The following is a 26,143-nucleotide window of genomic DNA, read 5'->3' as shown; positions in this document are numbered from 1 at the left end:
GTATTTAATGGAGGAACTAGTTCTAAACCAAGTCAAGAAAAAATTTGGAGATAACGTTGTCGTCAAAAATATAAGTCTATCAATCAAGAAAGGCGAATTGGTTTCCTTACTTGGACCAAGTGGGTGTGGAAAGAGTACAACACTTCGTCTTATTTCAGGTTTTTTAGAACCTGATGAAGGAGAAATTAAGATTAATGATTCTGTTGTTACTCACATACCACCTAATAAAAGAGATACGGCACTTGTGTTCCAAAACTATGCTTTATTTCCTCATATGACTGTTGCCGACAACGTAGCATATGGGTTGAAAATGAGAAAGGTACCGAAAAGTGAAATCAAAACCAGAGTGAGCGAAACATTGAAAATGGTTCATCTTGACCAGTTCGAGGATCGTTATCCAGGTCAACTATCCGGTGGACAGCAGCAAAGAATTGCGCTTGCCCGTGCAATTATTGTAAACCCAAGAGTTTTACTTTTAGATGAACCTTTAAGTAACTTAGATGCAAAGCTTAGAGATGAAATGAGAAATGAAATTCTTTCGTTGCAAAAAAGACTAGATTTAACCTGTATTTTCGTAACCCATGACCAGGAAGAAGCATTGGTATTGTCTGATAAAATTGTGGTTATGGACGAAGGAAATATCCGCCAAATTGGTACTCCGAGTGAGATTTTTGACTCTCCGAAATCCTACTTTACAGCTGACTTTGTTGGAGTGAGAAACATTTATGGTGGAAAAATAGAAGATGGTTACTTTGTGACCGATCAAGGGTTAAAGGTGAACCTGAGTAGTACAGAAGAGGGCATTAAGCATATTGGCATTCGGCCAAACATGGTAGTGCTCAATCCATCTGAAGTATCTGACTATAGCAATCAATTCAAGGTTAAGATTAATCAAGTCATTTATAAAGGGACCTTTATTGAAATGGATACAACCTTTGAAAATGGAGAATCCATGGTCGTGGAAGTCCCTTCAGAAAAGCATGACATCAACAGTCTAAATTCTGGGGATGAAGTGTTCCTTTGTTGGAGAGCGGACAAAGTCATTCCTTTGTTTGTATAGATCGATTCATATCGAATTGGGATTTTTTCATTTATGAAAGAGCTTGAAGCTTGGCATATCCAATTCTAGTATTCATTGGATTTATCGGGGGTACTATTGGAAGCTCAGCATTTTAGAATCTTTATCTTCTTAGTAGATATGATTGATTTTATCTAAAGGGAGTTTATTTATGTATATTTATTCGGATCAACAATCAGTTCAAGAAAACTACAAGTTATTAATGGGAAGCGTGGTCCCAAGGCCGATTGCATTTGTTACAAGTATAAATGAAGATGGTGTTATTAATGCGGCACCATTTAGCTTCTATAATATTGTGAGCAATGATCCTCCTATCGTCATGTTTTCAGCAGGACGTGAAAAAGGGGGGAAGATGAAGCATACGGTTACGAATATAATCGAGAATAAAGAATTTGTCGTTCATGTTGTAGATCAGGAAAATCTTGAGCAAGCCAACCACACGGCTATTGATGCACCTAAGGGTGTGAGTGAGGTTGAATTGGCAAGCTTAACGACGATTCCTGGGGAAAGTGTATCTGTTCCTCGAATTGTGGAAAGTAAAATCGCGATGGAATGTGTGCTTCATCAGCATATCGAGTTGCAAAATAAAAATGGAAATGTGAATTTTGATATGGTTCTAGGTGAAGTTAAGTGTTTTTATATAGAGGATGACATTTATTATGATGGAAAGATTAATATTGAAAAGTTAAATCCAATTGGACGATTGGCTGGGCCTGGGTATTGTTATCTTGGGGAGTCGTTTAGGATTTCGAGGCCGAAATATAAATAAAGTGGAAAAGTAGTCAACAAACTTGTTGGCTATTTTTTTATCATTACCTTTTTATCTTTTCTTGGATTTAAAACATCAAAAAAACAGACAGCCTTTCCTTAAAGACTGTCTGTCTTTTTTAGCATGGCATCGTTTGTTCTTTGTTCTTACGGAGTTCATCAAGTCTATCCCATATTTCCATGAACCATTCTCTATCTTTCGTTAATAGGGCAACGTCAATGAGGTTTTCAAGGAATACCTCTTGATCATCGATTTTCTCTGTCAACGGAGTGATTCGGTGAATGAATGTTTCGATATTTTTTCCTTGGATTTGCTTATTGTCAGATTGAGTAACTGTGATTTTTACTGTCCCGTTTGCAGGATGAATCGAATGAATAAATCCTTGAATCATCTCATCATTGATCGTTTTCCCCTTAACCCAATCTCCATTGTGGAAAATAGGTAGCTTTAGGCTACTCATTTCAGATTCCTCCTATCCATAAGTTAATTTATATGGTTTATTTTTTTGTAGTACAGAAGCCGACCTTTTTTAAAGAGTTATAGACTATTTAGTGCTTTGTTTATAAAGTTATTACCCCGTTCATTCGACAATTAATCCTTTTTTAATTATTTTTTTCCATTATGTTATGTGAAAATTCAAAAAACAGTAGGAAATAGCTTGAAAATAACGAAATGAATATAAGGAACGAAGTAAGTATGAAAAGGAGGTAAGTCGGCGGGTTTACATCTGTGCATAAGGATGATGATTGTCAGTGATCCAATGTAATTTAATAAGAGGAGGAACGTTTATGTATGTAACGATTGGGAAATTATTCGAGTTGACTGTACAAAAGTTTCCGAACAAAGAGGCACTTGTGGATGCTGCAACCAATCAACGTTGGACGTATCAGGAATGGAATGAAAACGTCAATCGACTTTCAAACGCTTTGATTGAATCGGGTGTAGGCAAGGGCGATCGTGTTTCTACCTTCTTATTCAATACAACTGAGCTTGCAACAGTACTTTTCGCATGCGCTAAAATCGGAGCTATCCTGAATCCGATCAACTTCCGTCTAAAAGCACAAGAAGTAGCCTATATAATTGAAGATGCAAAGCCGACTGTATTCTTGTTCGAAGAAATGCTTGAACCTCATATTGCGGCAATACATAAACAAACACCAGAAACCTCTTTTTGGTGTGTCAGTAAAAATTGTCCGACCTATGCTGTTAATTATCATGACAGAGTACGTGAATATTCGACAAAAGCTCCGAAAGTGGAAGTTGGGGAAAATGACCTATATGCAATCATGTACACGAGCGGAACGACAGGGCGACCAAAAGGAGTCATGCACCGACATCGCGACATGGTTGAGCAAAGTATTGCCTGTGCTGCAGTGAAGCAATTGACCGAAAATGATCGAGGATTGGTGGCAGCTCCGATGTTCCATTGTGCAGAGCTTCATTGTTGCTTCCTACCTAGAGTCCATGTCGGGGCAACAAATGTCATTATCCATCATTTCGACCCTCAACAAGTCCTTCAAGTCATCAATCAAGAAAAGATCTCAGTATTTTTTGGTGCCCCTACCATGTGGAATATGATACTTCAACAAGACCTTACTTCCTATGACATCATCAGTTTGCGTCTCGGTTTATATGGTGCTGCTCCTATGGCCCCTGCTCTCGTCAGAGCATGTAAAGAGAAATTAGGGGTCGATCTCATCCAAGCATATGGAATGACGGAGATGGGACCAGCCATAACGTTCTTATCGGATGATGAGCAGATTCTAAAAGCAGGTTCAGCGGGAAGAGCTTGTTTGAATCACGAAGTCCGCGTTGTCCGTCCGAATGAGCATGGTCCCTCAGAACCTGAAGATATCCTTCCACCTGGTGAAGTCGGTGAAATCATCGTCAGAGGACCAAGTATGATGGTTGGATACTTCAATCGGGAAGAAGCGACAGAAAAGGCGATGTATAAAGGATGGTACCATTCTGGCGACTTAGGTTATATGGACGATGATGGTTATCTTTATGTAGCCGACCGAGTAGATGACATGATCATCACAGGTGGCGAGAATGTCTATCCGAGAGAAGTAGAAGATGTGCTGTATGAACATGAAGGCGTTCTGGATGTAGCTGTACTTGGTACTCCAGATGAAAAGTGGGGCGAAAATGTAACCGCTGTCATAGTGAAAAAAGATGAAAGTCTGACAGAGGATGAGCTCGAGCAATTCTGTAAATCAAGTACGGCCCTCGCTGACTTCAAACGCCCGAGAAACTACATTTTCGTAAAAGAATTGCCTCGGAATGCGAGCGGTAAGATTCAAAAATTCCTGCTGAGAAAGCAATATAAACGGGATGCTGAAACACAAATGCCTTAAAACAGTGGAAAGGGAGATTTGAATGACAGCACGATATTTGCAAGAAGAACATCATATATTCCGGGAAGCTTTCCGGAAATTTCTTCAGAAAGAGGCGTACCCTTTTTATGACGTTTGGGAAAAAGATCGTCTCATCCCGAGGAGCTTTTGGGAGAAGATGGGGGAGAACGGTTTCCTCTGTCCAGGGGTGGACGAGGCATACGGTGGTTTGAATGCTGATTTTGCATATTCCGTTGTCATTTTAGAGGAATTGGAACGGGTAGGTTCAAGCCTGGTCGGAATTGGTTTGCATAATGATATCGTCATTCCTTACCTCGAAGAATACGGGACCGAAGAACAAAAAAAGCGTTGGTTGCCCAAGTGTATTACGGGTGAAATCATAACAGCGATCGCCATGACGGAGCCAGGAGCGGGATCGGATCTTGCAGGTATCAGGATGACAGCGCGGAAAGATGGCGACCATTACCTTTTAAATGGAGAAAAAACGTTTATCACCAATGGTATCCATGCTGATCTCATCGTAGTTGTATGTAAAACCGATACAAAAATAAAGCCGGCACACAAGGGGATAAGCCTGATCGTTGTTGAAGGGGATACGGCTGGGTTCAAGCGTGGGAAAAAGCTCGACAAAGTAGGTCTTCACAGTCAGGATACTGCTGAATTGATTTTTGAAGATGTAAAGGTTTCGTCAGCTAACTTGATTGGAGAGGAAGGGAAAGGTTTCTACTATCTCATGCAACAGCTTCAGCAGGAGCGCCTTGTTGTAGCGATCGTTGCGGTGACAGCAGCAGAAGAAATGCTCAAACAAACGATCGATTACGTGAAAAACCGGAATGCATTTGGAAAGAAGATCAGTGATTTTCAAACCGTCCAGTTCCGTTTAGCGGAAATGGCCACTGAGGTAGAGATTGGCAGGACATTCTTAGACGATCTTATCGATCAGCATATCCAAAAAAAGAATGTAGTCAAGAAAGTATCAATGGCTAAATATTGGACGACGGACATGGCTCGGAACATCGCTACGCAATGTATGCAGCTCCATGGCGGCTATGGCTATATGGAAGAATACGAGATTGCAAGAAGATACCGGGATATCCCTGTCGCTTCCATTTATGCAGGCACGAATGAAATCATGAAAACGATCATTGCAAAGGAAATGGGATTATGAAGCAAGTTTAAGACAAGGGAGGATTTTAAAATGATGAACATTCCCATGACTGTACCATCTATGTTGGAGCACGCAGAAACGTATTTTCCTCAAAAAAAAGTAACATCAAGGAATGCGACAAAGGTCTGTACTCTTACGTATAGTGAAATTGCAGAGCGTACTAGAAGGCTGTCAAGTGCTTTAAAGAAGTTAGGCTTAAGGAAAGGGGATCGGGTAGGTACTTTCGCATGGAACCATCACCGTCACCTTGAAGCCTACTTCGGAATCCCAGGTATGGGTGGTGTCTTGCATACGATCAACATCCGTCTTTCCGCAGAACATATTTCATATATCATCAACCATGCAGAAGACAAGGCCTTACTTTTAGATACCGAATTAGTCCCGCTCATTGAAAAAATCCAGCACAAACTGAAGACTGTACAAGCATATATCATCATGACGGATGAAGATACATTGGGTGAAACGACTTTGCGAAACGTCTATCATTATGAAAATTTCCTTAATGAGGGCGAAATAGACTATGAATTTGTTAAGGATATCGATGAGAATGATCCGGCAGGTATGTGTTTCACTTCGGCCACGACAGGCAATCCGAAGGGAGTCGTCTATTCCCATCGCGGCACTGTTCTTCACAGTATGGCTCTCGGTCTTGCGGATAGTGCAGCGATTTCTGAATCTGACGTTACGATGCCTGTGGTGCCAATGTTTCATGTGAATGCATGGGGATTGCCTTTCGCCTCGGTTTGGTTCGGAGCCTCACAAGTACTTCCAGGGCCGATGCCGACCCCAGCAATTTTAGCAGATTTGATTGAAAAACACCGTGTTACACTGGCGGCTGGCGTGCCAACCATTTGGATCGCCCTCTTGAAAGAGTTGGAAAATGGAAATTATGATATGAGCAGCCTGAGAGCGATTTTATGTGGAGGATCTGCAGCACCTAAGTCGATGATCCATACCTTTGAAGAAAAATACCGAATTCCATTCATCCATGCCTATGGTATGACAGAAACCAGTCCTCTCGTAACATTGTCCCGCTTGAAAAGCTATCAGGAATCCTATCCTGAAGATGATCGTCTTGATATCCGGAGTAAGCAGGGGTACATTGTTCCAGGTGTCGAGATGAAGGTAATCGGTAAAGACGGCGAGGTGAAATGGGACGGTAAGGAAATGGGTGAACTGTTACTCAGGGGTAACTGGGTCGCTAATGAATATTACCAAGATGAACGTACAAATGAAGCGTTCAGAGATGGCTGGTTGCATACAGGGGATGTTGTTACAGTCGATCGAGAAGGGAACGTCAAGATCATTGACCGTACAAAGGATTTGATCAAGAGTGGCGGAGAGTGGATTTCCTCTGTTGATTTGGAGAATGCTTTGATGGCTCATGATGCGGTATTCGAAGCTGCGGTCATTGCAGTACCAAATCGTGAATGGCAGGAAAGACCACTGGCCTGTGTTGTTCTCAAGGATGACATGAAAGATAAAGTCACAAAAGAAGAATTAATGGCGTTTTTAAGACCAAAATTTGCAAAATGGTGGCTTCCAGATGATATCGCCTTCCTTGATGAAATCCGAAAACCTCAGTTGGTAAGTTCTTAAAACGCGCATTACGGGATCAGTTGAAAGATTATTTGGAAACGACATCAAAATAAAAAGGGGAAATGGCTGATATGATCAAAAAAGTGGGGGTCATAGGCGCAGGGCTGATGGGAAATGGAATTGCCCAGGCGATGGCCATGAAAGGCAAAAAGGTCATCATGCAGGATATTACAGAGGATGCTTTAAAGAAAGGAATGGAAAAAATCCAAAAAAGTCTGGGGCGGCTCCAGAAAGCAGGTCATCTCTCTACCGATGACGTAGAGACTACCATTGCCAATATTTCGACTACACTTGATCTGCCTACAGCATGTACGAAAAGTGAGCTTGTGATCGAAGCTGTTCCTGAGAATCTGGAATTGAAAAAGCGGGTTCTTAATCAACTTGATCAGTTAGCTCCGAAAGATGCAATTCTCGCAACCAATACATCTGAGCTTAGTATCACAGCAATCGCATCTGCCACTGAACGGCCAAGTAGAGTGATCGGTATGCATTGGTTCAACCCGGCACCAATCATGAGGCTGATTGAAATCGTGAAAGGAATCGAGACGTCTAATGAAACGGTTCGAGCCATTGAACAGGTTTCTGAAGAAATCGGTAAAGAAACGGTACTTGTAAAAGATGCCCAAGGATTCGTGACGACACGCGCTCTGTCTGCTCATATGCTTGAGTGTATGCGCATCTATGAAGAAGGTGTTGCATCCATCGAAGACGTCGATAAAGCGATCCGGCTCGGATTGAATTACCCGATGGGGCCATTGGAACTCGCTGACTACGTCGGTTTGGATACGATGTTGTTCGCAAGTGAAGGTATGCTTGATGCGTACGGGGACCGCTTCCGCCCACCGCAGATCTTAAGGAAGCTGGTTGAAGCAGGACATTTTGGCGTCAAAACGGGACGTGGATTTTACACTTACGATAAATAAACAATCAGGGGACAGGATGGAGGGAATATACATGAACAGGGAAGTTGTGATTGTAGAAGCAGTACGTACAGCAGTTGGCAAACGGAAAGGGGTTTTCAGGAATACTCATCCCGTGCACTTGGCAGGAGCGGTTCTAGATGAACTGACGAAAAGAGCGAACATTGAAAAGGATCTGATTGAAGATATCGTGATGGGGTGCGTTACCCCACATTCAGAGCAAGGGTTTAATATTGGACGGCTTGCAGCGCTCGATTCAGGATTTCCAGTTGAAGTCCCATCTGTGCAAATCAACAGGATGTGCGGTTCGGGTCAGCAAGCCTTGCATTTTGCTGCGCAAGAAATTTTAGCAGGCGATATGGACATCACCATTGCCGCAGGTGTTGAGAACATGACGATGGTTCCGATCTTAAGTGATGGGAATGAACGGACGATTCCAAACTCGTTGAAGGAAAAATATAATTTTGTCCATCAAGGTGTTTCTGCAGAACTGATCGCTGATAAATACAACATGACAAGGGAGGATTTAGATCGGTATGCCTTTGAAAGCCACCAAAGGGCATTGAATGCACAAAAGGAAGGGCACTTCGATCGTGAAATCCTCTCGGTGAATGGTGAAGATGCTGAAGGGAATACGATTTCAGTGTCTAAAGATGAAGGGCCCCGAAAAGATACATCTTTAGAAGCCCTCGCAAGTTTAAAGCCTGTCTTCAAGCCGGATGGTGTGGTCACCGCTGGGAATGCGAGCCAGATGAGTGATGGTGCGGCTGCTGTCCTTTTAATGGATAGAAAGAGAGCCGAATCGTTGGGGATGAAACCACGCGCACGTATTGTCGAGAGGGTTGTCGTCGGTTCTGACCCGACGCTGATGCTCGATGGTGTCATTCCTGCAACAAGAAAAGTGTTGGATAGAGCAGGACTTTCTATCGAGGACATCGATCGCATAGAAATCAACGAAGCTTTTGCCCCGGTTGTCTTAGCCTGGGAAAAAGAAATCGGCGGTTCGCTTGAGCGGGTAAATGTGAATGGTGGGGCGATCGCACTCGGTCACCCTTTAGGTGCCACTGGAGCTAAACTAATCACGACCTTGCTCCATGAACTCGAACGGATTGACGGTAAATACGGCTTGTTGACGATATGTATCGGACATGGCATGGCGACCGCTGCCATCATTGAAAGGCTATGATTTCCAGGGAAGCATTAGCCTGACGTTGAAAACTTTAAAGGTTAGCTTTTAGTATGGAGAGGAGCTCCTATATGAAGGCAACAAGTTCTAGTGAACCAATACGAATTGAGGTTAAAGATCAGATCATTCATATCGAATTGAACCGGCCGCACGTATTGAATGCTATGAATGTTGAATTGATCGAACAATTGATTGAAAAGCTGGACTCAGTTATCGATCATGAGGCGAAAGTTATCCTTGTATCCGGGGCAGGAGCTGGGTTTTCTTCCGGTGGCGATATCTCTTCTATGAAAGAGGATATTTCAGAAGCGCGTTTCACTGAAATCATGGATCAGGTAAAGGAAATGATTGTAAAAGTTTACACCTTGCCTAAGATCGTAATCTCATCCGTCCATGGGCCGGCTGCAGGCCTTGGCTTCAGCCTTGCCCTCGCTTCTGATTACATTGTTGCATCAGAGGATGCGAGTTTCGGATTGAATTTCATCAAAGTAGGGCTTGTCGCGGATGGAGGTTGTCATTATCTTTTGAAAAACAAGCTCGGGGACCAGATGGCAAAGCAGGCGATTTGGAATGGCAGGACGTTTAATGCAGAAGAAGCCTTTCAGCTCGGTCTCATCGACAAAGTTGTCGCCGACCAACCGTTCACCCACGCGGAGGAGATCGCAAAACAATTTCTTAATCAGCCGATTGAAGCTTTAATTGAAACAAAATTGATTTTCAGCTCACTGAATGTGCATGAACTGAACAATACGTTGGACATGGAAAATGAGGCTCAAGGTAAAATGAGAAAAACGCCGGAACACCAAAGGCGTATTCAAGCTTTTTTAAACAAATAGCTCTGATATACTTAATTATTGATTTACGCGAAATTCACTCCCTTAACGCGGGCGACGCAAGCCTCCCCGCTCTTTCCTCGCTGCGGGGTCTCGTCTGGCTTGCTTTTCCTGCAGGAATGTCGAAAATTTTGCTAAATACAATTTTCTATAAGATAGAAATGTCAGGAACTTTTCCTTACCAAAATGTAGCATGTCTTCTTGTATTACCATCTACATCCAATGACAGGATGTCTCGGGTGTAATACAATAGGGAACGGTATGCTTAATAAATACATAAGAGGTGATACTTTTGTCTTGGTTAGAAACCATCGTCGGGTGGGGAAATGATATTTTATGGACGTATGTCTTGATTGCACTCTTACTTATTTTAGGTGTTTATTTCTCCATCCGGACCAAATTTGTACAATTCACCATGTTAAAAGACATGGTCAAGCTTTTAGGTGAAGGAGCGACTGTTTCAAAGGATAAGAAGAAAAGGGGCGTATCCTCCTTCCAGGCTTTCAGTATCAGTACAGCTTCACGTGTCGGTACAGGGAACCTGGCAGGTGTAGCCTTAGCGATTTCATTAGGTGGTCCTGGAGCGGTCTTCTGGATGTGGATCATTGCATTGATCGGTGCAGCGACTGCTTTTGTAGAAAGTACGCTCGCCCAGATCTATAAAGTGAAAGATGAATTCGGCTTCCGTGGCGGACCCGCATATTATATGGAAAAAGGGCTTAATAAACGCTGGATGGGGATTCTGTTTGCAGTTCTCATTACATTTACATTCGGCTTAGTATTTAATTCCGTACAAGCTAATACGATCTCATTGGCATTGGAAAATTCCTTCGGCGTTAACAGGGTTGTATTTGGAATAGCGTTAAGTACAATCGTTGCCATCATCATCTTTGGCGGAATCAAGCGGATTGCACGTGTGGCTGAAGCGATTGTACCAGTGATGGCGGTTTTATACTTACTTTTAGCTCTTTATGTATTAGTCGTTAACATCACTGAACTCCCATCAGTGGTTGCTTTGATTGTCAAAAGTGCCTTCGGGTTGGAAGAAGCAATCGGAGGCGGACTTGGGGCTGCTTTAATGAATGGAATCAAACGTGGATTATTCTCGAACGAAGCTGGTATGGGTAGTGCACCGAACGCAGCAGCTACCGCTAACGTATCGCATCCTGTAAAGCAAGGTCTGATCCAAACGTTGAGTGTATTCACAGATACGATATTGATCTGTACCGCAACAGCGATGATGATCATCCTTTCTGGTCAATATACTGGTTCAGAGGATGGAATTCAGCTGACCCAGCAAGCTCTGACCTACCACGTGGGTGATTGGGCTGGCTTCATGGTTGCAGTCTTCATTTTCTTGTTCGCCTTCAGTTCAGTCGTCGGAAATTATTATTATGGAGAAACGAATATCGAATTCATCAATCCTGAGAAAAGAAGCTGGATCTTCATCTATCGTTTAGCGGTGGTAGGAATGGTCATGTTCGGTTCCGTAGCCCAACTTGCGATTGTATGGAGTCTCGCTGATCTCTTCATGGCAACTATGGCACTTGTCAACTTGATTGCCATTGCTATGCTAGGTAAGATTGCATTCAATGCTCTACAAGATTATGTTTCGCAAAAACGAACTGGTGTGAACCCAATTTTTAATCCAAGAACGATCGGATTGAAGAACACAGAAATCTGGGATGAAGAACGCGAATATCATGAGAGTATAAAAAGAGAACAGTAATGTCCAATAAAGGAGCTGGTCGACGGCATTTCGGCCAGCTTTTCTCCTTTCGGAAGTTGCTCATAAGTGTTCAGGTTTAGAAAATACGACCAAATGGTACATTTATACTACTCAAGCTTGTATCTAAGAAATAGAATCTTGTATAGAAGAGAATTTCGACGTACAAACGGAGGGGACCTAGATGAAGAACAGAGAACAACAAGTCAGAATCCATGATTATATGAAGACTTTCAATGAAAAGATGAATTATGTTGAGTGTCATCATATCAGCAGGGAAATGTTGATTGAAGGTGACAACAAGCCGCTGGCGAAATGTCTGGCTACCCTTTCTGCACTAGTAGAGCAAGCTGATAAAAAGAAATGGGCTGGGTACAATAAACTCCATAAAACCTTTCTCCAGCAATTAGACGAAATTGATGACTTTCCTTTTGATGAAGAAGATTTGAAAATGCAATTGCAGCACCTTGATGAACAGGTCAATTATAACTCTGGACAGCCCATAAAGCCTATTCAACTATCGATTAGTAATAATTGAGACTTTCTTTAACACTTAAAGAAAGTATAGATACTTTCTTCAGTATAAGTGCACAAGCTGGTTACTTCGGAAGCAGAACATCGCACGAAGGAAAAGTATTTGCTTTTTCGAGGAACTATAGCTCAGCCTTCACCAAAGGTTTGGCTTTGCTAAGTTTTCTTTACCAATCGCTGCAAAAAAGTGGTATGCTAATTTTTCATATGGATAACATCAGAAAGAAGGAAAGCATATGGCGGTTGGAACAACTAAGGTTTCTGCACAAAAGCCCGCAGCGACCATGTATTCGATACTTTTCATGATCGGATTTGTCCACTTGTTGAACGATTCGATGCAAGCGGTCATTCCAGCAATCTTCCCCATACTGGAGCGGTCGATGGGGCTCTCGTTTACACAGTTGGGATGGATCGCATTCACACTGAATATGACTTCATCCATCATGCAGCCGGTGGTCGGATGGTACACGGATCGATCGACTTCACCATATCTCTTACCACTGGGGATGTGCGCAAGCTTGGTTGGAATGCTTGGAATCGCATTTGCTGATTCGTTCCCTTATATTATTTTGTCCGTAATCGGCATCGGACTTGGTTCGGCTGTTTTCCATCCGGAAGGTTCACGGGTCGCTTATATGGCTGCAGGGAATAGAAGAGGTCTTGCACAATCAATCTATCAAGTTGGAGGAAATACTGGGACGTCTCTCGCTCCGATCATGACAGCCCTGGTCTTTGTTCCACTTGGACAATTCGGTGCGGTTTGGTTCACCTCATTTGCTGCGATCGCCATCTTTGTATTGTTGTATGTATCTGGATGGTACAGCAGACAGCTGGTGAATTTTCCGCGTGTACCAAAAGTGAAACAAAAGAAAAATGTGACGGTCACTAGGAAAAAGAAGGTCATTTTTGCGATGATCGTCTTGATATTCTTAGTTTTTGCACGTTCCTGGTATTTTTCAGGCATCGGGAACTATTATCAATTTTATTTGATTGAGGATTACGGTTTGTCGATCAGGCAGGCACAAATCTACCTGTTCATTTTCTTGGTGGCGGGTGTCTTAGGAACGTTTTTCGGCGGACCATTAGCTGACAGACTTGGTAAACGGAATATGATTTTTTGGTCATTGGCAGGGACAGCGCCGCTTGCATTGATTCTGCCGCATGTCGAATTATTGCTTGTCATACCGCTTTTCTTCTTGATCGGTTTCATCCTTAACACGAGCTTTTCAGTAACAGTCGTCTATGCCCAGGAATTGGTGCCAGGGCGGATCGGTATGGTCTCTGGACTCATTGTCGGTTTAGCTTTTGGAATGGGCGCTTTGGGTTCAGTCTTGCTTGGTAAAATGGCAGATGTCACAAGCATCTCATTCACGATGTTAGCAGTGAGCTTTTTGCCCTTGCTAGGATTGTTTACAATGCTACTACCGAAGGATGAAACGCTGGAAAAATGGGCAAAGGAAGTCTGAATCTCTCCACCTTAACAACACTTGAGAAATTCCATTATCCGGGTAAAAAGCAGTTGATTTTCAATGATTTTCAGAAAGGTCTCTGGTGTCCTCTATTTTGTAAAACATAGCGTTTTTGATCAAATAAGGTCTCCTGTGTCCGCTAAATTTATGGTGACGTCTCTGGTTTCCACTAAAGATTGTTGTGAAGTCATTAGGAATCGCTTTAAACTAAAACACAAAAAAGAGCTGACCCTTCATTATTTATGAAGATCAGCTCTTTTAAATTTAGCGGGTGATGAACATTTGAGTCCAGTAGTGGCCGTAGTTCCCTCCTTTAGTATATCCGACCCCGATTTCTTTATAGTTACTAGAAAGAATGTTTTTACGGTGGCCGTCACTGTTCATCCACGCTTTCATGACTGCTTGTGCAGTCGTCTGTCCTGCTGCGATATTTTCACCTGCTGTTCGATAGGAGATACCGAAATTCCTGATCATGGTAAAAGGACTTCCGTATGTTGGAGATGTGTGGCTGAAATAATTGTTTTGGAGCATATCCTTCGATTTATATCTTGCAACACGTGACAATTCCCAATTCGCTTTTAACGGATGCAAGCCACGCTTTGCCCGTTCTTGATTGACGAGATCAACAACTTGAGCTTCGACAGATTTTACCGTATTGATCGTTGGGATGTTCAACCGTTGCCCTGGATAAATCCAATTGGGATTGTCCACTTGGGGATTTGCGTTGATAATTTCGGAGGTGCCAATCTTATAACGCATAGCGATTTTCCACATCGTATCTCCGTATTGAACAGTATGCGAAGTAGAAGCAGAAGCTTCTGAATTAAATCCCGTGACTAGAGTGACAGACAACAAAAGAGTGAGGCAAATCTTCATGAACGCTTTCATATAAAAAGTATTACAAATTCTAGGAAACAATGAAACCGGTAATTTATTCCTGCGTGCTATAACAGATTGATAGGGGAAAAATGAATGTTTTAAGTTTTTTAGTAAACTTAAAGGTATTGTTCCTATGAAGTCAGAAGTTTGGTGAAAAGCATTCCTAATCCGTAATATATCAAAGGACTCTTTTGAACTGGTTCTGTAGTCGATTACTCCATTTTTACCGAATAAACGTTGATACTCGATTATACATATAAGTAAACTGCAGTTTTTGGGGGCGGGCTTGTGTATATTTTTGATCAAGGACGGTTTCTTCGTGAACCCGAAGTGTCTGTGAGTGTTAGAAATAAAGGATTGAATTATGGTTTAGGATGCTTCGAAGGAATAAGGGCCTTTTGGAATTCAAGTCAGAACCAGTTATATTTATTTCGCCTATTCGATCATTATGAGCGATTCCGGGAGTCAGGAAAATCATTGCACCTTAATATCCCATATACTACAGACCAATTAATCCAGTGGACAATACAATTGGTTAAAATAAATGCTGTACGAGAAGATGTTTATATTCGTCCCATTTGCATCAAAGGTGAAGATACTTTACGACCTGATTTATTAAGTCCTTATAATAGGCTATTCATTTATCTCACCCGGCTCGACTACATTCCCAAACCTGCTTTGCACGTATGCGTTTCTTCATGGACACGTATAGGCAGCAATATGATACCACCTCAAACCAAACCGATAGGCGGGTATTTGAATTCAGGATTAGCCACATCTGAAGCTAGATTGAATGGTTTCGATGAAGCTATATTGCTGACAAAAGAAGGAAAGGTTAGCGAAGGACCAGGTGAAAATATTTTCATCATCAAAAATAAACAGTTATGCACTCCTCCTGTTTCAGACGATATTCTCTCCGGAATAACACGTGATACAGTTATGCAAATAGCCCAAAAGGAATTGAATTTATCTGTAATTGAGAGAAGCTTAGCAAGAACGGAGCTATATTCAGCTGACGAGGTTTTTTTTACAGGGACAGCGATCGGGATAAAACCTATCATTCAAATTGACCGCAGAATCATCGGCACAGGCCGGGAAGGGGGGATTACTAGAGAAATCCGCTCAAGGTATGACCAGATTGTCCGAGGAAGTAATCAAGGCTATTTAGGATATTGTACACCGGTTTATTAAAGCTGGAAATCTCATATGATCGACATTTCAGCACCTAGCTCCTTGAGAGGGTGCTTTTAATCATGGATTAAATTTTGGAGATAAAACATAGATTTTAATAATGCCATCTCTTTGGAGGAAATTATGTTATTTCCATTCTATCCTTTTGTAAGGCCATATTTAACGACCCTTAGTTTATACCCTGAGAATCAAGAAACCCCCATTCACTTTGTTCACCCAAATTTTCTGAATACCCATTTATTTTACAGACGAAATCACTTTAGATATCCTCCCTTGTCAACTAAGAACTATAGGCTTACTATAAACGGGCTGGTAGACATACCACAATGGTTTTCCATTCAAGATATTACGAGAATGCCATCAAAATCGGTCGAAGTAGTACTTGAATGCGCGGGAAATAAGAGGAGTTTGTTCGAGCCGAAAACCTTTGGCGAACAATGGAGTAAAGGGGCGATCAGCCAGGGTTATTGGAAAGGTGTACCTTTAAGGATACTTTTAGAACAGGCAGGCATGCAAGAAGGTGCTAAAGAGGTTGTTTGTGAGGGCCATGATTTTGGAAAGAGGACAGACACCGATTCGATTCATTCTTTTATAAGAAGCTTGCCAATAGATAAGGCCCTCCATCCGGATACGATTGTTGCCTATGAGTACAACGGAAGGCCGATCCCTTTTAAACACGGTTTCCCATTAAGATTGATCGTTCCAAAATGGTACGCTATGGCATCGGTAAAATGGATCAGACAAATTCGAGTGATAGAATCTAGCTTTGAAGGTCCGTTCTAGACTACTGATTATGTTTATTACCCAAATAAAGAAAACGATGAAGGAGCTTATCCAGTCACAACCATGAATGTGAATTCGACGATTCAAAAACCTTTGGATATGGAAGTTCTGGATACTGGTGAGCATAAAATTGAAGGCATTTCCTGGACAGGGGAAGGGCACATCACGAAAGTAGAAATCAGTACGGATGATGGGAAAACCTGGTCGAAAGCGAAAATCTCAGGTGATACTGAAAATGGCTATGGGGGGGTCAAGTGGGTTTATCAATGGCCGGTAACGAAAAAAGGAGAATATACGATCTTAGCGAAAGCGACCGACTCTACTAAAAGAGTCCAGCCGGATACCCCTTTCTGGAATCGGAAAGGATACGGGTATAATGCGATCGAAAAGATCAGAGTGAAAATCGAATGAAATGCTGATACCAAGTGGGCGTGATTCTATATAGAGTTACGCTTTTTTAATGTAAGTATAAAATTTTTCCGACGAGTTTAATGTCTGGCTCCAACGCCAATCACTTGGATCACTTCAGTCCTCCTGCGGCAGCGACACATTGAATAACATCCATTGGACCCAACCCACGCACAACCAAATCTTTGTTTGGTTCGAGCCTCCTCGTCGGACTTTCTGTGACCTTCGTGGCTGATCAGGGTGTTATCACTTTTCTTAATGGGAAATATTACGGTTGAAAAATTCTGAGTATTATGTATAATTCGATTCAATAGTTTATTCTTATAATCAAAAGTGGACGGGGAGAGATACATTTGAAGACAACAATTGATACTGTTTATGAGGAACTTAGAGTTTTTCTGGGGGACCACCAGGTTTCGATGAATGAAACGATACTAGAGCAGCACAGCAAGGATGAATCCTATCATACACCAAGCTCTCCGGACATCGTCGTATTCCCTGAAACAGCCGATCAGGTGAGTGCGGTTGTCAAAGTGGCGGACAAGCATGGAAAACCCATCGTTCCATTTGGGATAGGATCCAGCTTGGAAGGACATGTGATCCCTTATGATAAAGGGATTACAATCGATTTTTCCCTCATGAATAAAGTACTTGAAGTGAGGGAGAAGGACTTTCTCGTAAAAGTACAGCCTGGCGTAACACGTAACCACTTGAATAAAGAACTGAAAAAATACGGATTATTCTTTTCTGTGGACCCAGGCGCAGATGCAACTCTAGGTGGTATGGCAGCTACAAATGCCAGTGGTACGACCTCGGTAAAGTATGGAGTCATGCGTGATCAAGTCCGTGACTTGGAAGTCGTCCTGCCAGACGGGGAAATCATTCATACAGGCAATTTAGCGCAAAAATCCTCCTCAGGTTATAACTTGAACAGCCTTTTTGTCGGTTCAGAAGGTACTTTAGGGTGTATTACCGAATTGACGATGCGAGTGTACGGTATACCTGAGCATATTGTGGCTGCAAGAGCGGCATTTCCCACTGTCGATGATGCGGTTGAAGCAGTCGTATCGATTTTGCAAGCAGGCATCCCTATTGCGCGCGTAGAGCTTGTAGATGAACCCTCAATCAGACAAGTCAACCGCTACAGTGAAACAGATTACAAAGAAAAACCAACTTTATTTTTAGAATTTCATGGAAATAAACCAGGACTTAATCATGATGTTGAATTTACAAAAGAGATCGTGGATGACCATGGTTGTGAGGAAGTCCATTTTGAAGAGGACAATGCTGCTCGCAATAAACTGTGGGAAGCAAGGCACAATCTTGCTTATGCTTATATGCATTTGAATCCTAGCAAAAAACATATGGTTACAGATGTTTGCGTGCCGATTACGGAGCTGGCAAGCGCAATCAAATTTGCGAGAAAACGAATTGAGGAGTTAGGCCTTCAAGGAGGAATCCTTGGTCATGTCGGTGACGGGAATTACCATACTTCACTGATGATTGATATGGAAGATCCGGAAGAAGTGAAAAAGGCAGAGCAATTCAATGAGGAAATCGTTGAATATGCACTTCAACGCGGAGGCACGTGTACAGGTGAACATGGTGTCGGCATTGGTAAAATGAAATACCAGCAACGTGAACACGGGAAAGCCTTCCATGTCATGGAAAAGATCAAATTAGCACTTGACCCACATGAACTTATGAACCCGAATAAACTTGTGCATACGAAGAGGAGGGGCCTATGAAATTACTAGAATCGATCAGTAGTCTAGCAGGAAAATATTTTGCCATCTGGGTGATCGCCATTGCCTTGATCGCTTATTTCATTCCAACTCCGTTTTTAGGATTAGGAAGTTATATCACAATCTTATTAGGCGTTGTCATGTTCGGGATGGGACTGACCTTGAAACCGGTCGATTTCAAATTAGTTCTAAAAAAGCCGGTTCCAGTCATCATAGGTGTAGCGGCTCAATTCATCATCATGCCGTTGATTGCTTTGGGGCTTGCTTATGCAATGAATCTTCCGGCAGAATTGGCAGCAGGCTTGGTATTGCTTGGCTCCGTTCCTGGCGGGACAGCCTCGAATGTGATGGTTTACTTGGCAAAAGGGAATTTGGCACTCTCTGTAGCGATGACCTCCTTGTCTACGATGCTAGCCCCAATTCTTACTCCGCTTATCCTTTTGGGACTTGCAGGACAATGGTTACCGGTCGACCCAGTTGCGATGTTCATTTCAATCGTTCAGGTAATTATCCTACCAATCACACTTGGTATCCTTATCCGAAAGATTTTTCCAACTACGGTTCAAAAAAGTGCAACAATCATCCCGTTGATTTCAGTGGTAGCGATCATCATCATCGTTTCAGCGGTTGTTTCTGCAAATGTTGAAAGTATAGCAACTTCTGGCCTGATTATCTTTTCAGCCGTCATGCTTCATAATTTACTAGGTTTGATGCTCGGATACACAACAGCATGGGCTATGAGGTTGGATGAAAGTAAGAGGCGTGCGATTTCAATCGAAGTCGGGATGCAAAATTCAGGACTCGGTGTCGCTTTAGCTACGGCTCACTTCGGGCCGCTGGCAGCACTTCCAAACGTCATCGCAGCAGTCTGGCACAATATATCCGGGCCGATCCTCGCTACCTTCTGGTCCAAGAAACCTGTCACAGAAAAGGAAGTGACAGCAAACGTGGCATCGGACATTCCTGTACAGAATACAGGCAACTAACCCTTTAAGAGGTACCTGAGTCGTTCAGGTCCTCTTTTTTAATAATCTTTCTTACTGTTTTCTAGAATAATTGTCGAAATTTTTAGGATAACATCGTGATTTTCTTGGATTAATCATAAATTTATAGAATTATACTGATATTTCCTGGAATCACCTGGAACCCAAGGGGTAAAAAAGTTAAGGATGGGACTTAGAGAGCTAGTTAACCCATTCCTTTTTACTATAAAAGATTACTTGTGTAAGAGTTTCTTCATGCTAAGAAACTCTTATTTTTTGTTTATACACAAAAGTAATATAGAACTTCTTGAAAAGGTCAGGTATGATTAATGAAAATAATGAAAATTCAGTATATTTGTCGGTTTTTCAAATGATTGAAGGGGTGAAGGTATGTCGATTAATCGTGAACGTTTAAGCAGCCATCTCAACAAACTAGCTGAAATAGGGAAAATCGGTGAAACTGGTGTATGCCGGTTGGCACATTCCAAAGAAGATCGGCAAGCAGTCGAGGTTGTGAAAGGATGGATGGAAGAGGCAGGATTGGCGACCAGGATTGATGGATTTGGCAACTTGATCGGACGAATAGAGGGACGAGATAAAGAGAAGCCGATCCTTATTTTAGGTTCCCACATCGATTCACAACCTTATGGTGGACGTTTTGACGGTACTGCCGGATCACTTGGTGCGATTGAAGTTGTACATACGATGAAAGATAACAGAATCATTCCTGAGCGGACGATAGAAGTCATTTGTTTCTCAGATGAAGAGGGCTGTCGATTCAACAAGGGTGTCTTTGGGGTACGGGCATTGACAGGCTTACTGGAAGAAGGAGAGCTCGATCGGAAAGATCAGAACGGTATGACAAGACGTGAAGCTTTGAAAGAATTCGGTGTCGAACCTGACAATTCAGCAAGCCCTGTCTATCAAAAAGGGGATATCGAGGCTTTCATTGAATTGCATATAGAGCAAGGACCAGTCCTCGAAGCTCAAGGTAAACCTGTAGGGATCGTGTCAGGTATTTCTGGTCCGATTTGGCTGACGGTTACCCTCGAAGGCTTTGCAGGTCATGCTGGATCAGTACCGATGAACTTACGGCAGGATGCTTTGGTCGGGGCTGCAGAAATCATTCGACAATTCAATGACCTTGTGAATAAAGAAGGAGTAGAGACAACCGTGGGCACAGTGGGGAATTTGAACGTTTTCCCGAATTCACGAAATATCATACCGGAAAGAGTCACGTTTACGATCGATCTCCGGGATATTGATCTTGAAAGGCGTTCGGCAATTGAAAAACAACTGTATCAAATCATTGAAAAGACAGCTTCTGAAAAAAACCTGGAAGTCAATATAAGCGAAGATACACGAAGTGATCCAAGATACTGCGCCGACTGGATCAAGGACATTATGAAAGAGGAAGACGCAAAGCTAGGATTTGATTCACCTGTTTTGATGAGCGGGCCATTCCATGATGCGCTTTTCATGTCCTATATCAGTGATTACGGCATGATCTTTGTACGGTGTGAAAAAGGGATCAGTCACAATCCATTGGAGTTTGCCGAAATGGCTGATATTGAAAAAGGAGTCGAATTATTGTATCAGACAACTTTACGTATTTCACAGTCCTAATGATCGGGAGTGATCTTTTTGAAAGCAACGAAGGCATTTTTTAATGGAGAAGTCATTGCCGTAGATGCTCAATTCGCGGTACATGAAGCTGTAGCCGTATATGAAAACCATATCCTTTCTGTGGGGACGAATGAAAAGATTCTGGCCACTACCGATGAAAATACGGAGATCATCGACTTGAAAGGTAAAAGCTTATTACCCGGTTTCATTGATGCTCATGCCCATCTTGAACTCTATGGGACGAGTCTGTTAGGTGTGAATGGAAAAGAGGTTGAAGACATTCGTGAACTTCAGCAAAAACTGGAGGAAGCCGCTCAATCGACTCCTCGGGGAGAATGGATACGCGGCTGGGGATATAACCAGAACAATTTAGCTGATGGAAGACATCTGACCCGCTGGGACCTTGATGAAGTTTCTACTGAACATCCGATCATCGTCGTCCGGACTTGCGGTCATATTTCATGTGTAAATTCAAAAGCCCTTGATATGGCTGAGATCAGTAACAGTACGGCAGATCCTCCTGGAGGGAAATATGTCAGGGAAAACGATGAATTAACAGGACTGCTTCTGGAAGCAGCCCACATGAATATGTTCCTTTTGGCCAATTATTCAGAATCGGAAATCTTGAAGGGATTGGAACTTGCCTCACAAGACTATCTTGCAATGGGGATTACGAGCGTGCATGATGCGGGCGGATACGGACCGGATCATATTCGCTATCTTCAAAGGGCTGTACAGGATAAAAAGGTCAAACAGCGTGTCTATGCTCTTTACGGTTCTCTCAAGGATTCTCCGGGGATGGTGGAAAAAGGTCTTGAGAGCGGGATGATGACAGGTCTTGGTGACGAGTGGTTCAAGATTGGCCCAGCCAAAGTTTTCATTGATGGTAGCAGTAGCGGCCCAACTGCGAAAACTAGAGCTCCTTATACAAGTAATCCAAAGGATTCCGGTATTTTATATCTCAACCAGGAAGAACTTGATTCCATTCTTGGAAAAGCGCACGAAAAGGGCTGGCAGATCACTGCACACGCGATTGGCGACCAAGCAGTGGAGATGATGATCGGGTCGATCCATAGAGCGCTTGAACAGTATCCAAGATCAAACCACCGGCACCGGATCGAGCATGCCGGTATGACTCCCCCGGATTTAGTGGAGAAAATAAAAGCCTTGGAAGTCGTCCCCATTCCGAATCCTGCATTCGTATATGAATTCGGTGATGGCTATATCAAAGATTATGGAGAACGAATCCATACGATATTCCCGCTGAAAAGCTTTGCTGACCATGGGATTCCATTTGCAATAGGGTCTGATAGTCCCATTACGACAGTTAATCCCCTCTATGGTATCCATGCTGCCGTCAATCGACAGAGTAAATCCGGGAGCCTGGTCGGTGATACACAGAAGATCACCGTTCAAGAAGCGATCAAGGCCTACACCTGGTATGGCGCTTATGCCAGTAATGAAGATCACATCAAAGGCAGCATCGAAGTAGGGAAGCTTGCTGACTTTGTCGTTTTGAGTGATTCGATACTAGAATGTGAAACCGATCGATTAAAAGATTTGAAAGTTGAAATGACTGTACTTGATGGTGAAATCGTCGTGTCCAAATCTTCCAGGGAGGCTGTTCGATGAGTAAAAAGAAATTCACTACGATATACTGTCTATCACTTCTTATTCCGTTATTACTCTTGCTCTTTCCATTGTTTTCAGTAGGAAATCGTGCCACTCCGATGGTCATGGGGCTTCCCTTTTCCGTGTTTTGGGTGATTTTATGGATTATCATCGCTTTCTTGATTGTCTTAGTTTTATATAGAATCGACCCAGATAAAGATGAAAGGGAGGGGAACTAGATGGCAGACTGGCAAATTGCAATGGTTTTGATGATTGGTTATTTAGTCATTGCACTTATAATCGGTGTGTTGGCCGGTAGGGGACAAGACAAAGGATCATTGGATGAGTTTGCTGTAGCCGGTGGGAAACTCGGCCTCATCGTCATGTGGTTCCTGATGGGTGGAGCGGTATTCAGTGCTTTTTCATTTCTGGGTGCGCCAGGCTGGGCATATTCACAAGGTGCTCCTGCCCTATATATTTTGACTTATACTGCATTTGCAATCCTTCCGTGGTATATCATCGGTCCGAAAATCGGGAAGATTGGAAGGAAGTATAACATTTATACTGTATCAGGGTTTTTGAAAAAAAGATTCGGGGGAAGATTACTTCCGATTTTAATCGGATTGATTGCACTGCTTGCCTCGATCCAGTACCTTGCTACCCAGATGAAAGGGATGGCCTATATCTTCAACATCATGACGGAAGGTCGTATTCCATTTTGGCTAGGAGCTTTATTATCGTATGGAATCGTTGTCATATATGTGGCTACGGGAGGACTGAGAGCTGCTGCTTGGTCTGATGTTTTCCAGGGTCTCTTGATGATCATCATCTCATGGGTAGTTGGACTAGCTATCGTCAAACAGCTTCATAATAGTGTCTCTGGTATGTTTACGGAAATCATTGAATCGAATCCAGGATTTCTTGAAATCGGAAATGCAGGTTCGACCATGTCCCCAACAGCTTATACGACGACAATCCTCGTTTCATTGATCGGTTTCTTGATGTGGCCGCACCTGTTTTCGAAATCCTATGCTTCAAACGCCCGGACGATCAAAAAAACGGTTTTGATCTATCCCGTATTCGCCCTGTTTTTGGTTCCACTATTGCTTGTTGGATTTGCAGCCGTTAATGTGGTCAATTCTTCTGACCTTGGGTCACCGGATGAAATTCTTCCTTATTTGATTACGACAGCACTAAGTCTTCCTGGTTGGATTTATGGTCTTGTTGGTGCAGGTGCTCTAGCTGCCGCCATGTCAACAGCTGATGCCATCACCCACAGTGCTTCCCTGGAGTTCACTGACGGTGTCATCAAGAACGTAAAGACTGATATCTCTGATAGAAGTACGCTTTTGATCATGCGGATCGGCGTATTTGTCATCGGTGCACTCGCATACTTCATAACCGTATTTGGAGGACAGGGACTGATTGCTTTACTTCTAGGAGCTTACGGCTCAATCGTCCAATTCGCTCCTGGTGTATATGGGGCATTATATTCGAAACGTGTTACAGCCCCTGCTATCATCACTGGATTAATTGTCGGTACTGTCGTCAACTACTACTATCAGCTTGTAGCCCCGTCGACACCTTTTGATATCCATGCTGGAATTCTAGGGCTGATCTGCAACGTCCTAATCGTCATCGTCGTCAGTGCAATTACGCAGGTTAAAGATGTGAAGATAGCTGCTGACTATAGGAATATAGGTTAACAGATTCATCAATTCTATGAAATATTTATTTGACACAATTGATTCACAAACTAAAAACGCAGGTGATTTCCAATGAAGCCCTGCGTTTTTCTTATGTTTTCATAAGGAAAATCCATAAGAACGAGAAAACTATGTCAGATTATCTTACATAGAAGTTGATTGTCATATTTAAGAGTATAAAATATACACAACAAGGTTGATGTTAGATTTTATAACATCATACGACAACAAATCTGACATAGGGGGATTATTCATGGAAGACATCATGTTTTCATTAAATAGTGTTTGGTTGATTCTAGGCGCTATTTTAGTAATCTTTATGCAAGGCGGGTTTATTTTACTCGAAGCAGGGTCGACCCGCATGAAAAATGCAGGTCATATTGCAGGAAAAACAATTTTTACGTTTGGCATTTCCTCTATTGTGTTTTGGGCATTGGGATACGGATTCATTTTTGGAGAAAATGGAAACTTTTTGGTCGGGTTGTCTGATTTTTTCTATTCTGGTTATGAAATAGAAGGGATGAGTTATTCGACAGCGGCTTACTTCATGTTCCAGCTTGCGTTTGCCGGTATTTCGTTGACGATTGCGTTTGGAGGATTTGCGGAGCGAGCGAAACTTTCTGTCTATGTTGTATTCGCCATCCTGTTCTCTGCTCTCGTTTATCCTGTAGTGGCACATTGGATTTGGGGAGGAGGCTGGTTAGGAGAACATGGAAAGCAGGATTTTGCAGGTTCTACCGTAGTCCATTTGACAGGAGCAATGGCTGCTTTCGCTGCCACTATTCTTTTGAAACCGAGGTTGGGAAAGTTCAATAAAAATGGAACTGCTAACAATTTACATGGCCACAATCAAGTTTTCACCGCTTTAGGTGTTCTCGTTTTATGGATCGGCTGGTTCGGTTTTAATGCCGGTAGTACATTTGTCGTCGATGATGGATTTTTCGGATTTGTAGCGTTGAATACAAATTTAGCGGCTGGTGCTGGGGCGGTTTCCGCTTTGATCATTTCGTGGATGGTTCTTGGGAAATCGGACATTCCGACCATGTTGAATGGTGCACTGGCAGGACTTGTTGCCATAACAGCATCTTGTGCTTTTGTTGAGACGTGGGCTGCAGTGATCATCGGTTTAGTTGCAGGTGTAATTGTCTTCTACAGTATGAAGCTTTTCGAAAAACTTAAGGTAGATGATCCGATCTTTGCACTGTCCGTTCACGGAGCTGCCGGGATATGGGGAACGTTGTCTACCGGATTGTTTGCTACTCCCGAATTGGCGGCTGTTGGATTGCCTGGTTTATTTTATGGTGGTGGATTCACGCAACTAGGCGTGCAAGCTATGGGTGTCGCGGTGTCGGGTGCTTACGCCTTTGCGGTATCATTTGTACTTTTGTATATCATGAAAAAAACAATGAAAGGATTGCGTGTCACGGAAGAGGAAGAAATTATGGGCTTAGACTTAAGTGAACATGGATCCTACGGGTATCCAGAAGCCTTTTTGACAAAAGAACAGAAAAAAATCAGCAGCTAATCTTTGGTAGAACAAGGAGGTAGACTCAAAAGGTCACCTCCTTTAAAAGT

At 42.7% G+C, this 26,143-nt stretch carries 21 protein-coding genes and 2 pseudogenes; 21 read left to right on the top strand and 2 right to left on the bottom strand.

The annotated features are described in order from the left end of the window. The first annotated feature begins 7 nt into the window (after nucleotides 1-7). Both ACJROX_RS22240 and ACJROX_RS22235 read left to right on the top strand, forming a co-directional pair. The gene (locus ACJROX_RS22240; protein WP_408007383.1) at nucleotides 8-1,060 is read left to right on the top strand and encodes an ABC transporter ATP-binding protein; all 1,053 of its coding nucleotides are present in this window, start codon (nucleotides 8-10) and stop codon (nucleotides 1,058-1,060) included. Nucleotides 1,061-1,229: 169 nt separating this feature from the next. Continuing rightward, on the top strand, nucleotides 1,230-1,847 hold the full coding sequence (locus ACJROX_RS22235) for a flavin reductase family protein (protein ID WP_408007382.1): 618 nt from the start codon (nucleotides 1,230-1,232) through the stop codon (nucleotides 1,845-1,847). 118 nt (nucleotides 1,848-1,965) lie between these two features. Here the strand turns inward: ACJROX_RS22235 and ACJROX_RS22230 are convergent, their stop codons facing one another. Continuing rightward, nucleotides 1,966-2,307 (bottom strand): hypothetical protein, encoded by a 342-nt coding sequence (locus ACJROX_RS22230; protein WP_408007381.1) that lies wholly within the window; start codon nucleotides 2,305-2,307, stop codon nucleotides 1,966-1,968. Between the two features lie 328 nt (nucleotides 2,308-2,635). On the opposite strand from ACJROX_RS22230, the gene ACJROX_RS22225 reads away from it, so the two are divergent. From ACJROX_RS22225 to ACJROX_RS22185, 9 genes and pseudogenes are all read left to right on the top strand, one after another. Beyond that, nucleotides 2,636-4,204 (top strand): fatty acid--CoA ligase, encoded by a 1,569-nt coding sequence (locus ACJROX_RS22225; protein ID WP_408007380.1) that lies wholly within the window; start codon nucleotides 2,636-2,638, stop codon nucleotides 4,202-4,204. Between the two features lie 22 nt (nucleotides 4,205-4,226). Beyond that, on the top strand, nucleotides 4,227-5,372 hold the full coding sequence (locus ACJROX_RS22220; protein WP_408007379.1) for an acyl-CoA dehydrogenase family protein: 1,146 nt from the start codon (nucleotides 4,227-4,229) through the stop codon (nucleotides 5,370-5,372). Nucleotides 5,373-5,402: 30 nt separating this feature from the next. Further along, nucleotides 5,403-7,024: pseudogene (locus tag ACJROX_RS22215) on the top strand (long-chain fatty acid--CoA ligase). Nucleotides 7,025-7,042: 18 nt separating this feature from the next. After that, the gene (locus tag ACJROX_RS22210) at nucleotides 7,043-7,894 is read left to right on the top strand and encodes a 3-hydroxyacyl-CoA dehydrogenase family protein (RefSeq protein WP_408007378.1); all 852 of its coding nucleotides are present in this window, start codon (nucleotides 7,043-7,045) and stop codon (nucleotides 7,892-7,894) included. A 31-nt stretch (nucleotides 7,895-7,925) separates the two neighbouring features. Continuing rightward, nucleotides 7,926-9,077: a thiolase family protein gene (locus ACJROX_RS22205; protein ID WP_408007377.1), complete on the top strand. Its 1,152-nt coding sequence runs from the start codon at nucleotides 7,926-7,928 to the stop codon at nucleotides 9,075-9,077. 71 nt (nucleotides 9,078-9,148) lie between these two features. Next, nucleotides 9,149-9,913, top strand: coding sequence for an enoyl-CoA hydratase-related protein (locus ACJROX_RS22200; RefSeq protein WP_408007376.1), 765 nt, complete (start codon nucleotides 9,149-9,151; stop codon nucleotides 9,911-9,913). A gap of 289 nt (nucleotides 9,914-10,202) precedes the next feature. After that, the gene (locus ACJROX_RS22195) at nucleotides 10,203-11,639 is read left to right on the top strand and encodes an alanine/glycine:cation symporter family protein (protein ID WP_408007375.1); all 1,437 of its coding nucleotides are present in this window, start codon (nucleotides 10,203-10,205) and stop codon (nucleotides 11,637-11,639) included. A gap of 181 nt (nucleotides 11,640-11,820) precedes the next feature. Beyond that, nucleotides 11,821-12,174, top strand: a complete 354-nt coding sequence (locus ACJROX_RS22190) for a hypothetical protein (RefSeq protein ID WP_408007374.1) — start codon at nucleotides 11,821-11,823, stop codon at nucleotides 12,172-12,174. Between the two features lie 229 nt (nucleotides 12,175-12,403). Further along, nucleotides 12,404-13,633, top strand: a complete 1,230-nt coding sequence (locus ACJROX_RS22185; protein ID WP_408007373.1) for an MFS transporter — start codon at nucleotides 12,404-12,406, stop codon at nucleotides 13,631-13,633. A 267-nt stretch (nucleotides 13,634-13,900) separates the two neighbouring features. On the opposite strand, the gene safA is transcribed toward ACJROX_RS22185, so the two are convergent. After that, nucleotides 13,901-14,524 carry a SafA/ExsA family spore coat assembly protein gene (gene safA / locus ACJROX_RS22180; RefSeq protein WP_408007371.1) on the bottom strand — a complete coding sequence of 208 codons (624 nt, stop codon included), beginning with the start codon at nucleotides 14,522-14,524 and terminating at the stop codon, nucleotides 13,901-13,903. 279 nt (nucleotides 14,525-14,803) lie between these two features. Here safA and ACJROX_RS22175 point away from each other — a divergent pair, with 279 nt between their 5' ends. The 10 genes and pseudogenes from ACJROX_RS22175 (at nucleotide 14,804) to ACJROX_RS22130 (ending at nucleotide 26,093) form a co-directional block, all read left to right on the top strand. Beyond that, entirely contained in the window at nucleotides 14,804-15,706 is a 903-nt protein-coding gene (locus ACJROX_RS22175; protein WP_408007370.1) for a branched-chain amino acid transaminase, read from the top strand. A 123-nt stretch (nucleotides 15,707-15,829) separates the two neighbouring features. Next, on the top strand, nucleotides 15,830-16,489 hold the full coding sequence (locus ACJROX_RS22170) for a molybdopterin-dependent oxidoreductase (protein ID WP_408007369.1): 660 nt from the start codon (nucleotides 15,830-15,832) through the stop codon (nucleotides 16,487-16,489). Between the two features lie 60 nt (nucleotides 16,490-16,549). Next, nucleotides 16,550-16,900, top strand: a pseudogene (locus ACJROX_RS22165) (sulfite oxidase); the annotation flags it as partial. 350 nt (nucleotides 16,901-17,250) lie between these two features. Further along, nucleotides 17,251-18,645, top strand: a complete 1,395-nt coding sequence (locus ACJROX_RS22160; protein ID WP_408007368.1) for an FAD-binding oxidoreductase — start codon at nucleotides 17,251-17,253, stop codon at nucleotides 18,643-18,645. After that, nucleotides 18,642-19,628, top strand: coding sequence for a bile acid:sodium symporter family protein (locus ACJROX_RS22155; protein ID WP_408007367.1), 987 nt, complete (start codon nucleotides 18,642-18,644; stop codon nucleotides 19,626-19,628). The genes ACJROX_RS22160 and ACJROX_RS22155 overlap by 4 nt, the downstream gene beginning before the upstream one ends. Before the next feature lie 387 nt (nucleotides 19,629-20,015). Then, on the top strand, nucleotides 20,016-21,251 hold the full coding sequence (locus ACJROX_RS22150; protein ID WP_408007366.1) for a M20 family metallo-hydrolase: 1,236 nt from the start codon (nucleotides 20,016-20,018) through the stop codon (nucleotides 21,249-21,251). An 18-nt stretch (nucleotides 21,252-21,269) separates the two neighbouring features. Then, complete coding sequence (locus ACJROX_RS22145; RefSeq protein WP_408007365.1) at nucleotides 21,270-22,883, top strand: amidohydrolase; 1,614 nt, start codon at nucleotides 21,270-21,272, stop codon at nucleotides 22,881-22,883. Continuing rightward, nucleotides 22,880-23,101 carry a DUF3311 domain-containing protein gene (locus ACJROX_RS22140; RefSeq protein WP_408007364.1) on the top strand — a complete coding sequence of 74 codons (222 nt, stop codon included), beginning with the start codon at nucleotides 22,880-22,882 and terminating at the stop codon, nucleotides 23,099-23,101. Before ACJROX_RS22145 ends, ACJROX_RS22140 begins: the two co-directional genes overlap by 4 nt. Next, a complete protein-coding gene (locus tag ACJROX_RS22135) occupies nucleotides 23,102-24,568 on the top strand; it encodes a sodium:solute symporter (protein ID WP_408007363.1) in 1,467 nt (488 codons plus the stop codon). It abuts the gene before it with no gap. Between the two features lie 253 nt (nucleotides 24,569-24,821). After that, complete coding sequence (locus ACJROX_RS22130; RefSeq protein WP_408007362.1) at nucleotides 24,822-26,093, top strand: ammonium transporter; 1,272 nt, start codon at nucleotides 24,822-24,824, stop codon at nucleotides 26,091-26,093. The last annotated feature ends 50 nt before the right edge of the window (nucleotides 26,094-26,143 follow it).

The organism is Pseudalkalibacillus sp. A8, from assembly GCF_045920555.1.
GTDB lineage: Bacteria > Bacillota > Bacilli > Bacillales > Fictibacillaceae > Pseudalkalibacillus.
This window is presented reverse-complemented; position numbering and strand designations above follow the sequence as displayed.

What these genes read in the sequence shown, in the direction of transcription:
- ACJROX_RS22210 (WP_408007378.1), top strand. Translation starts at nt 7,043, where the DNA reads ATGATCAAAAAAGTGGGGGTCATAGGCGCAGGGCTGATGGGAAATGGA.
- ACJROX_RS22155 (WP_408007367.1), top strand. Translation starts at nt 18,642, where the DNA reads ATGAAATTACTAGAATCGATCAGTAGTCTAGCAGGAAAATATTTTGCC.
- ACJROX_RS22170 (WP_408007369.1), top strand. Translation starts at nt 15,830, where the DNA reads ATGTTATTTCCATTCTATCCTTTTGTAAGGCCATATTTAACGACCCTT.
- ACJROX_RS22130 (WP_408007362.1), top strand. Translation starts at nt 24,822, where the DNA reads ATGGAAGACATCATGTTTTCATTAAATAGTGTTTGGTTGATTCTAGGC.
- ACJROX_RS22200 (WP_408007376.1), top strand. Translation starts at nt 9,149, where the DNA reads ATGAAGGCAACAAGTTCTAGTGAACCAATACGAATTGAGGTTAAAGAT.
- ACJROX_RS22240 (WP_408007383.1), top strand. Translation starts at nt 8, where the DNA reads ATGGAGGAACTAGTTCTAAACCAAGTCAAGAAAAAATTTGGAGATAAC.
- ACJROX_RS22140 (WP_408007364.1), top strand. Translation starts at nt 22,880, where the DNA reads ATGAGTAAAAAGAAATTCACTACGATATACTGTCTATCACTTCTTATT.
- ACJROX_RS22205 (WP_408007377.1), top strand. Translation starts at nt 7,926, where the DNA reads ATGAACAGGGAAGTTGTGATTGTAGAAGCAGTACGTACAGCAGTTGGC.
- ACJROX_RS22150 (WP_408007366.1), top strand. Translation starts at nt 20,016, where the DNA reads ATGTCGATTAATCGTGAACGTTTAAGCAGCCATCTCAACAAACTAGCT.
- safA (WP_408007371.1), bottom strand. Translation starts at nt 14,524, where the DNA reads ATGAAAGCGTTCATGAAGATTTGCCTCACTCTTTTGTTGTCTGTCACT.
- ACJROX_RS22225 (WP_408007380.1), top strand. Translation starts at nt 2,636, where the DNA reads ATGTATGTAACGATTGGGAAATTATTCGAGTTGACTGTACAAAAGTTT.
- ACJROX_RS22235 (WP_408007382.1), top strand. Translation starts at nt 1,230, where the DNA reads ATGTATATTTATTCGGATCAACAATCAGTTCAAGAAAACTACAAGTTA.
- ACJROX_RS22190 (WP_408007374.1), top strand. Translation starts at nt 11,821, where the DNA reads ATGAAGAACAGAGAACAACAAGTCAGAATCCATGATTATATGAAGACT.
- ACJROX_RS22220 (WP_408007379.1), top strand. Translation starts at nt 4,227, where the DNA reads ATGACAGCACGATATTTGCAAGAAGAACATCATATATTCCGGGAAGCT.
- ACJROX_RS22135 (WP_408007363.1), top strand. Translation starts at nt 23,102, where the DNA reads ATGGCAGACTGGCAAATTGCAATGGTTTTGATGATTGGTTATTTAGTC.
- ACJROX_RS22230 (WP_408007381.1), bottom strand. Translation starts at nt 2,307, where the DNA reads ATGAGTAGCCTAAAGCTACCTATTTTCCACAATGGAGATTGGGTTAAG.
- ACJROX_RS22185 (WP_408007373.1), top strand. Translation starts at nt 12,404, where the DNA reads ATGGCGGTTGGAACAACTAAGGTTTCTGCACAAAAGCCCGCAGCGACC.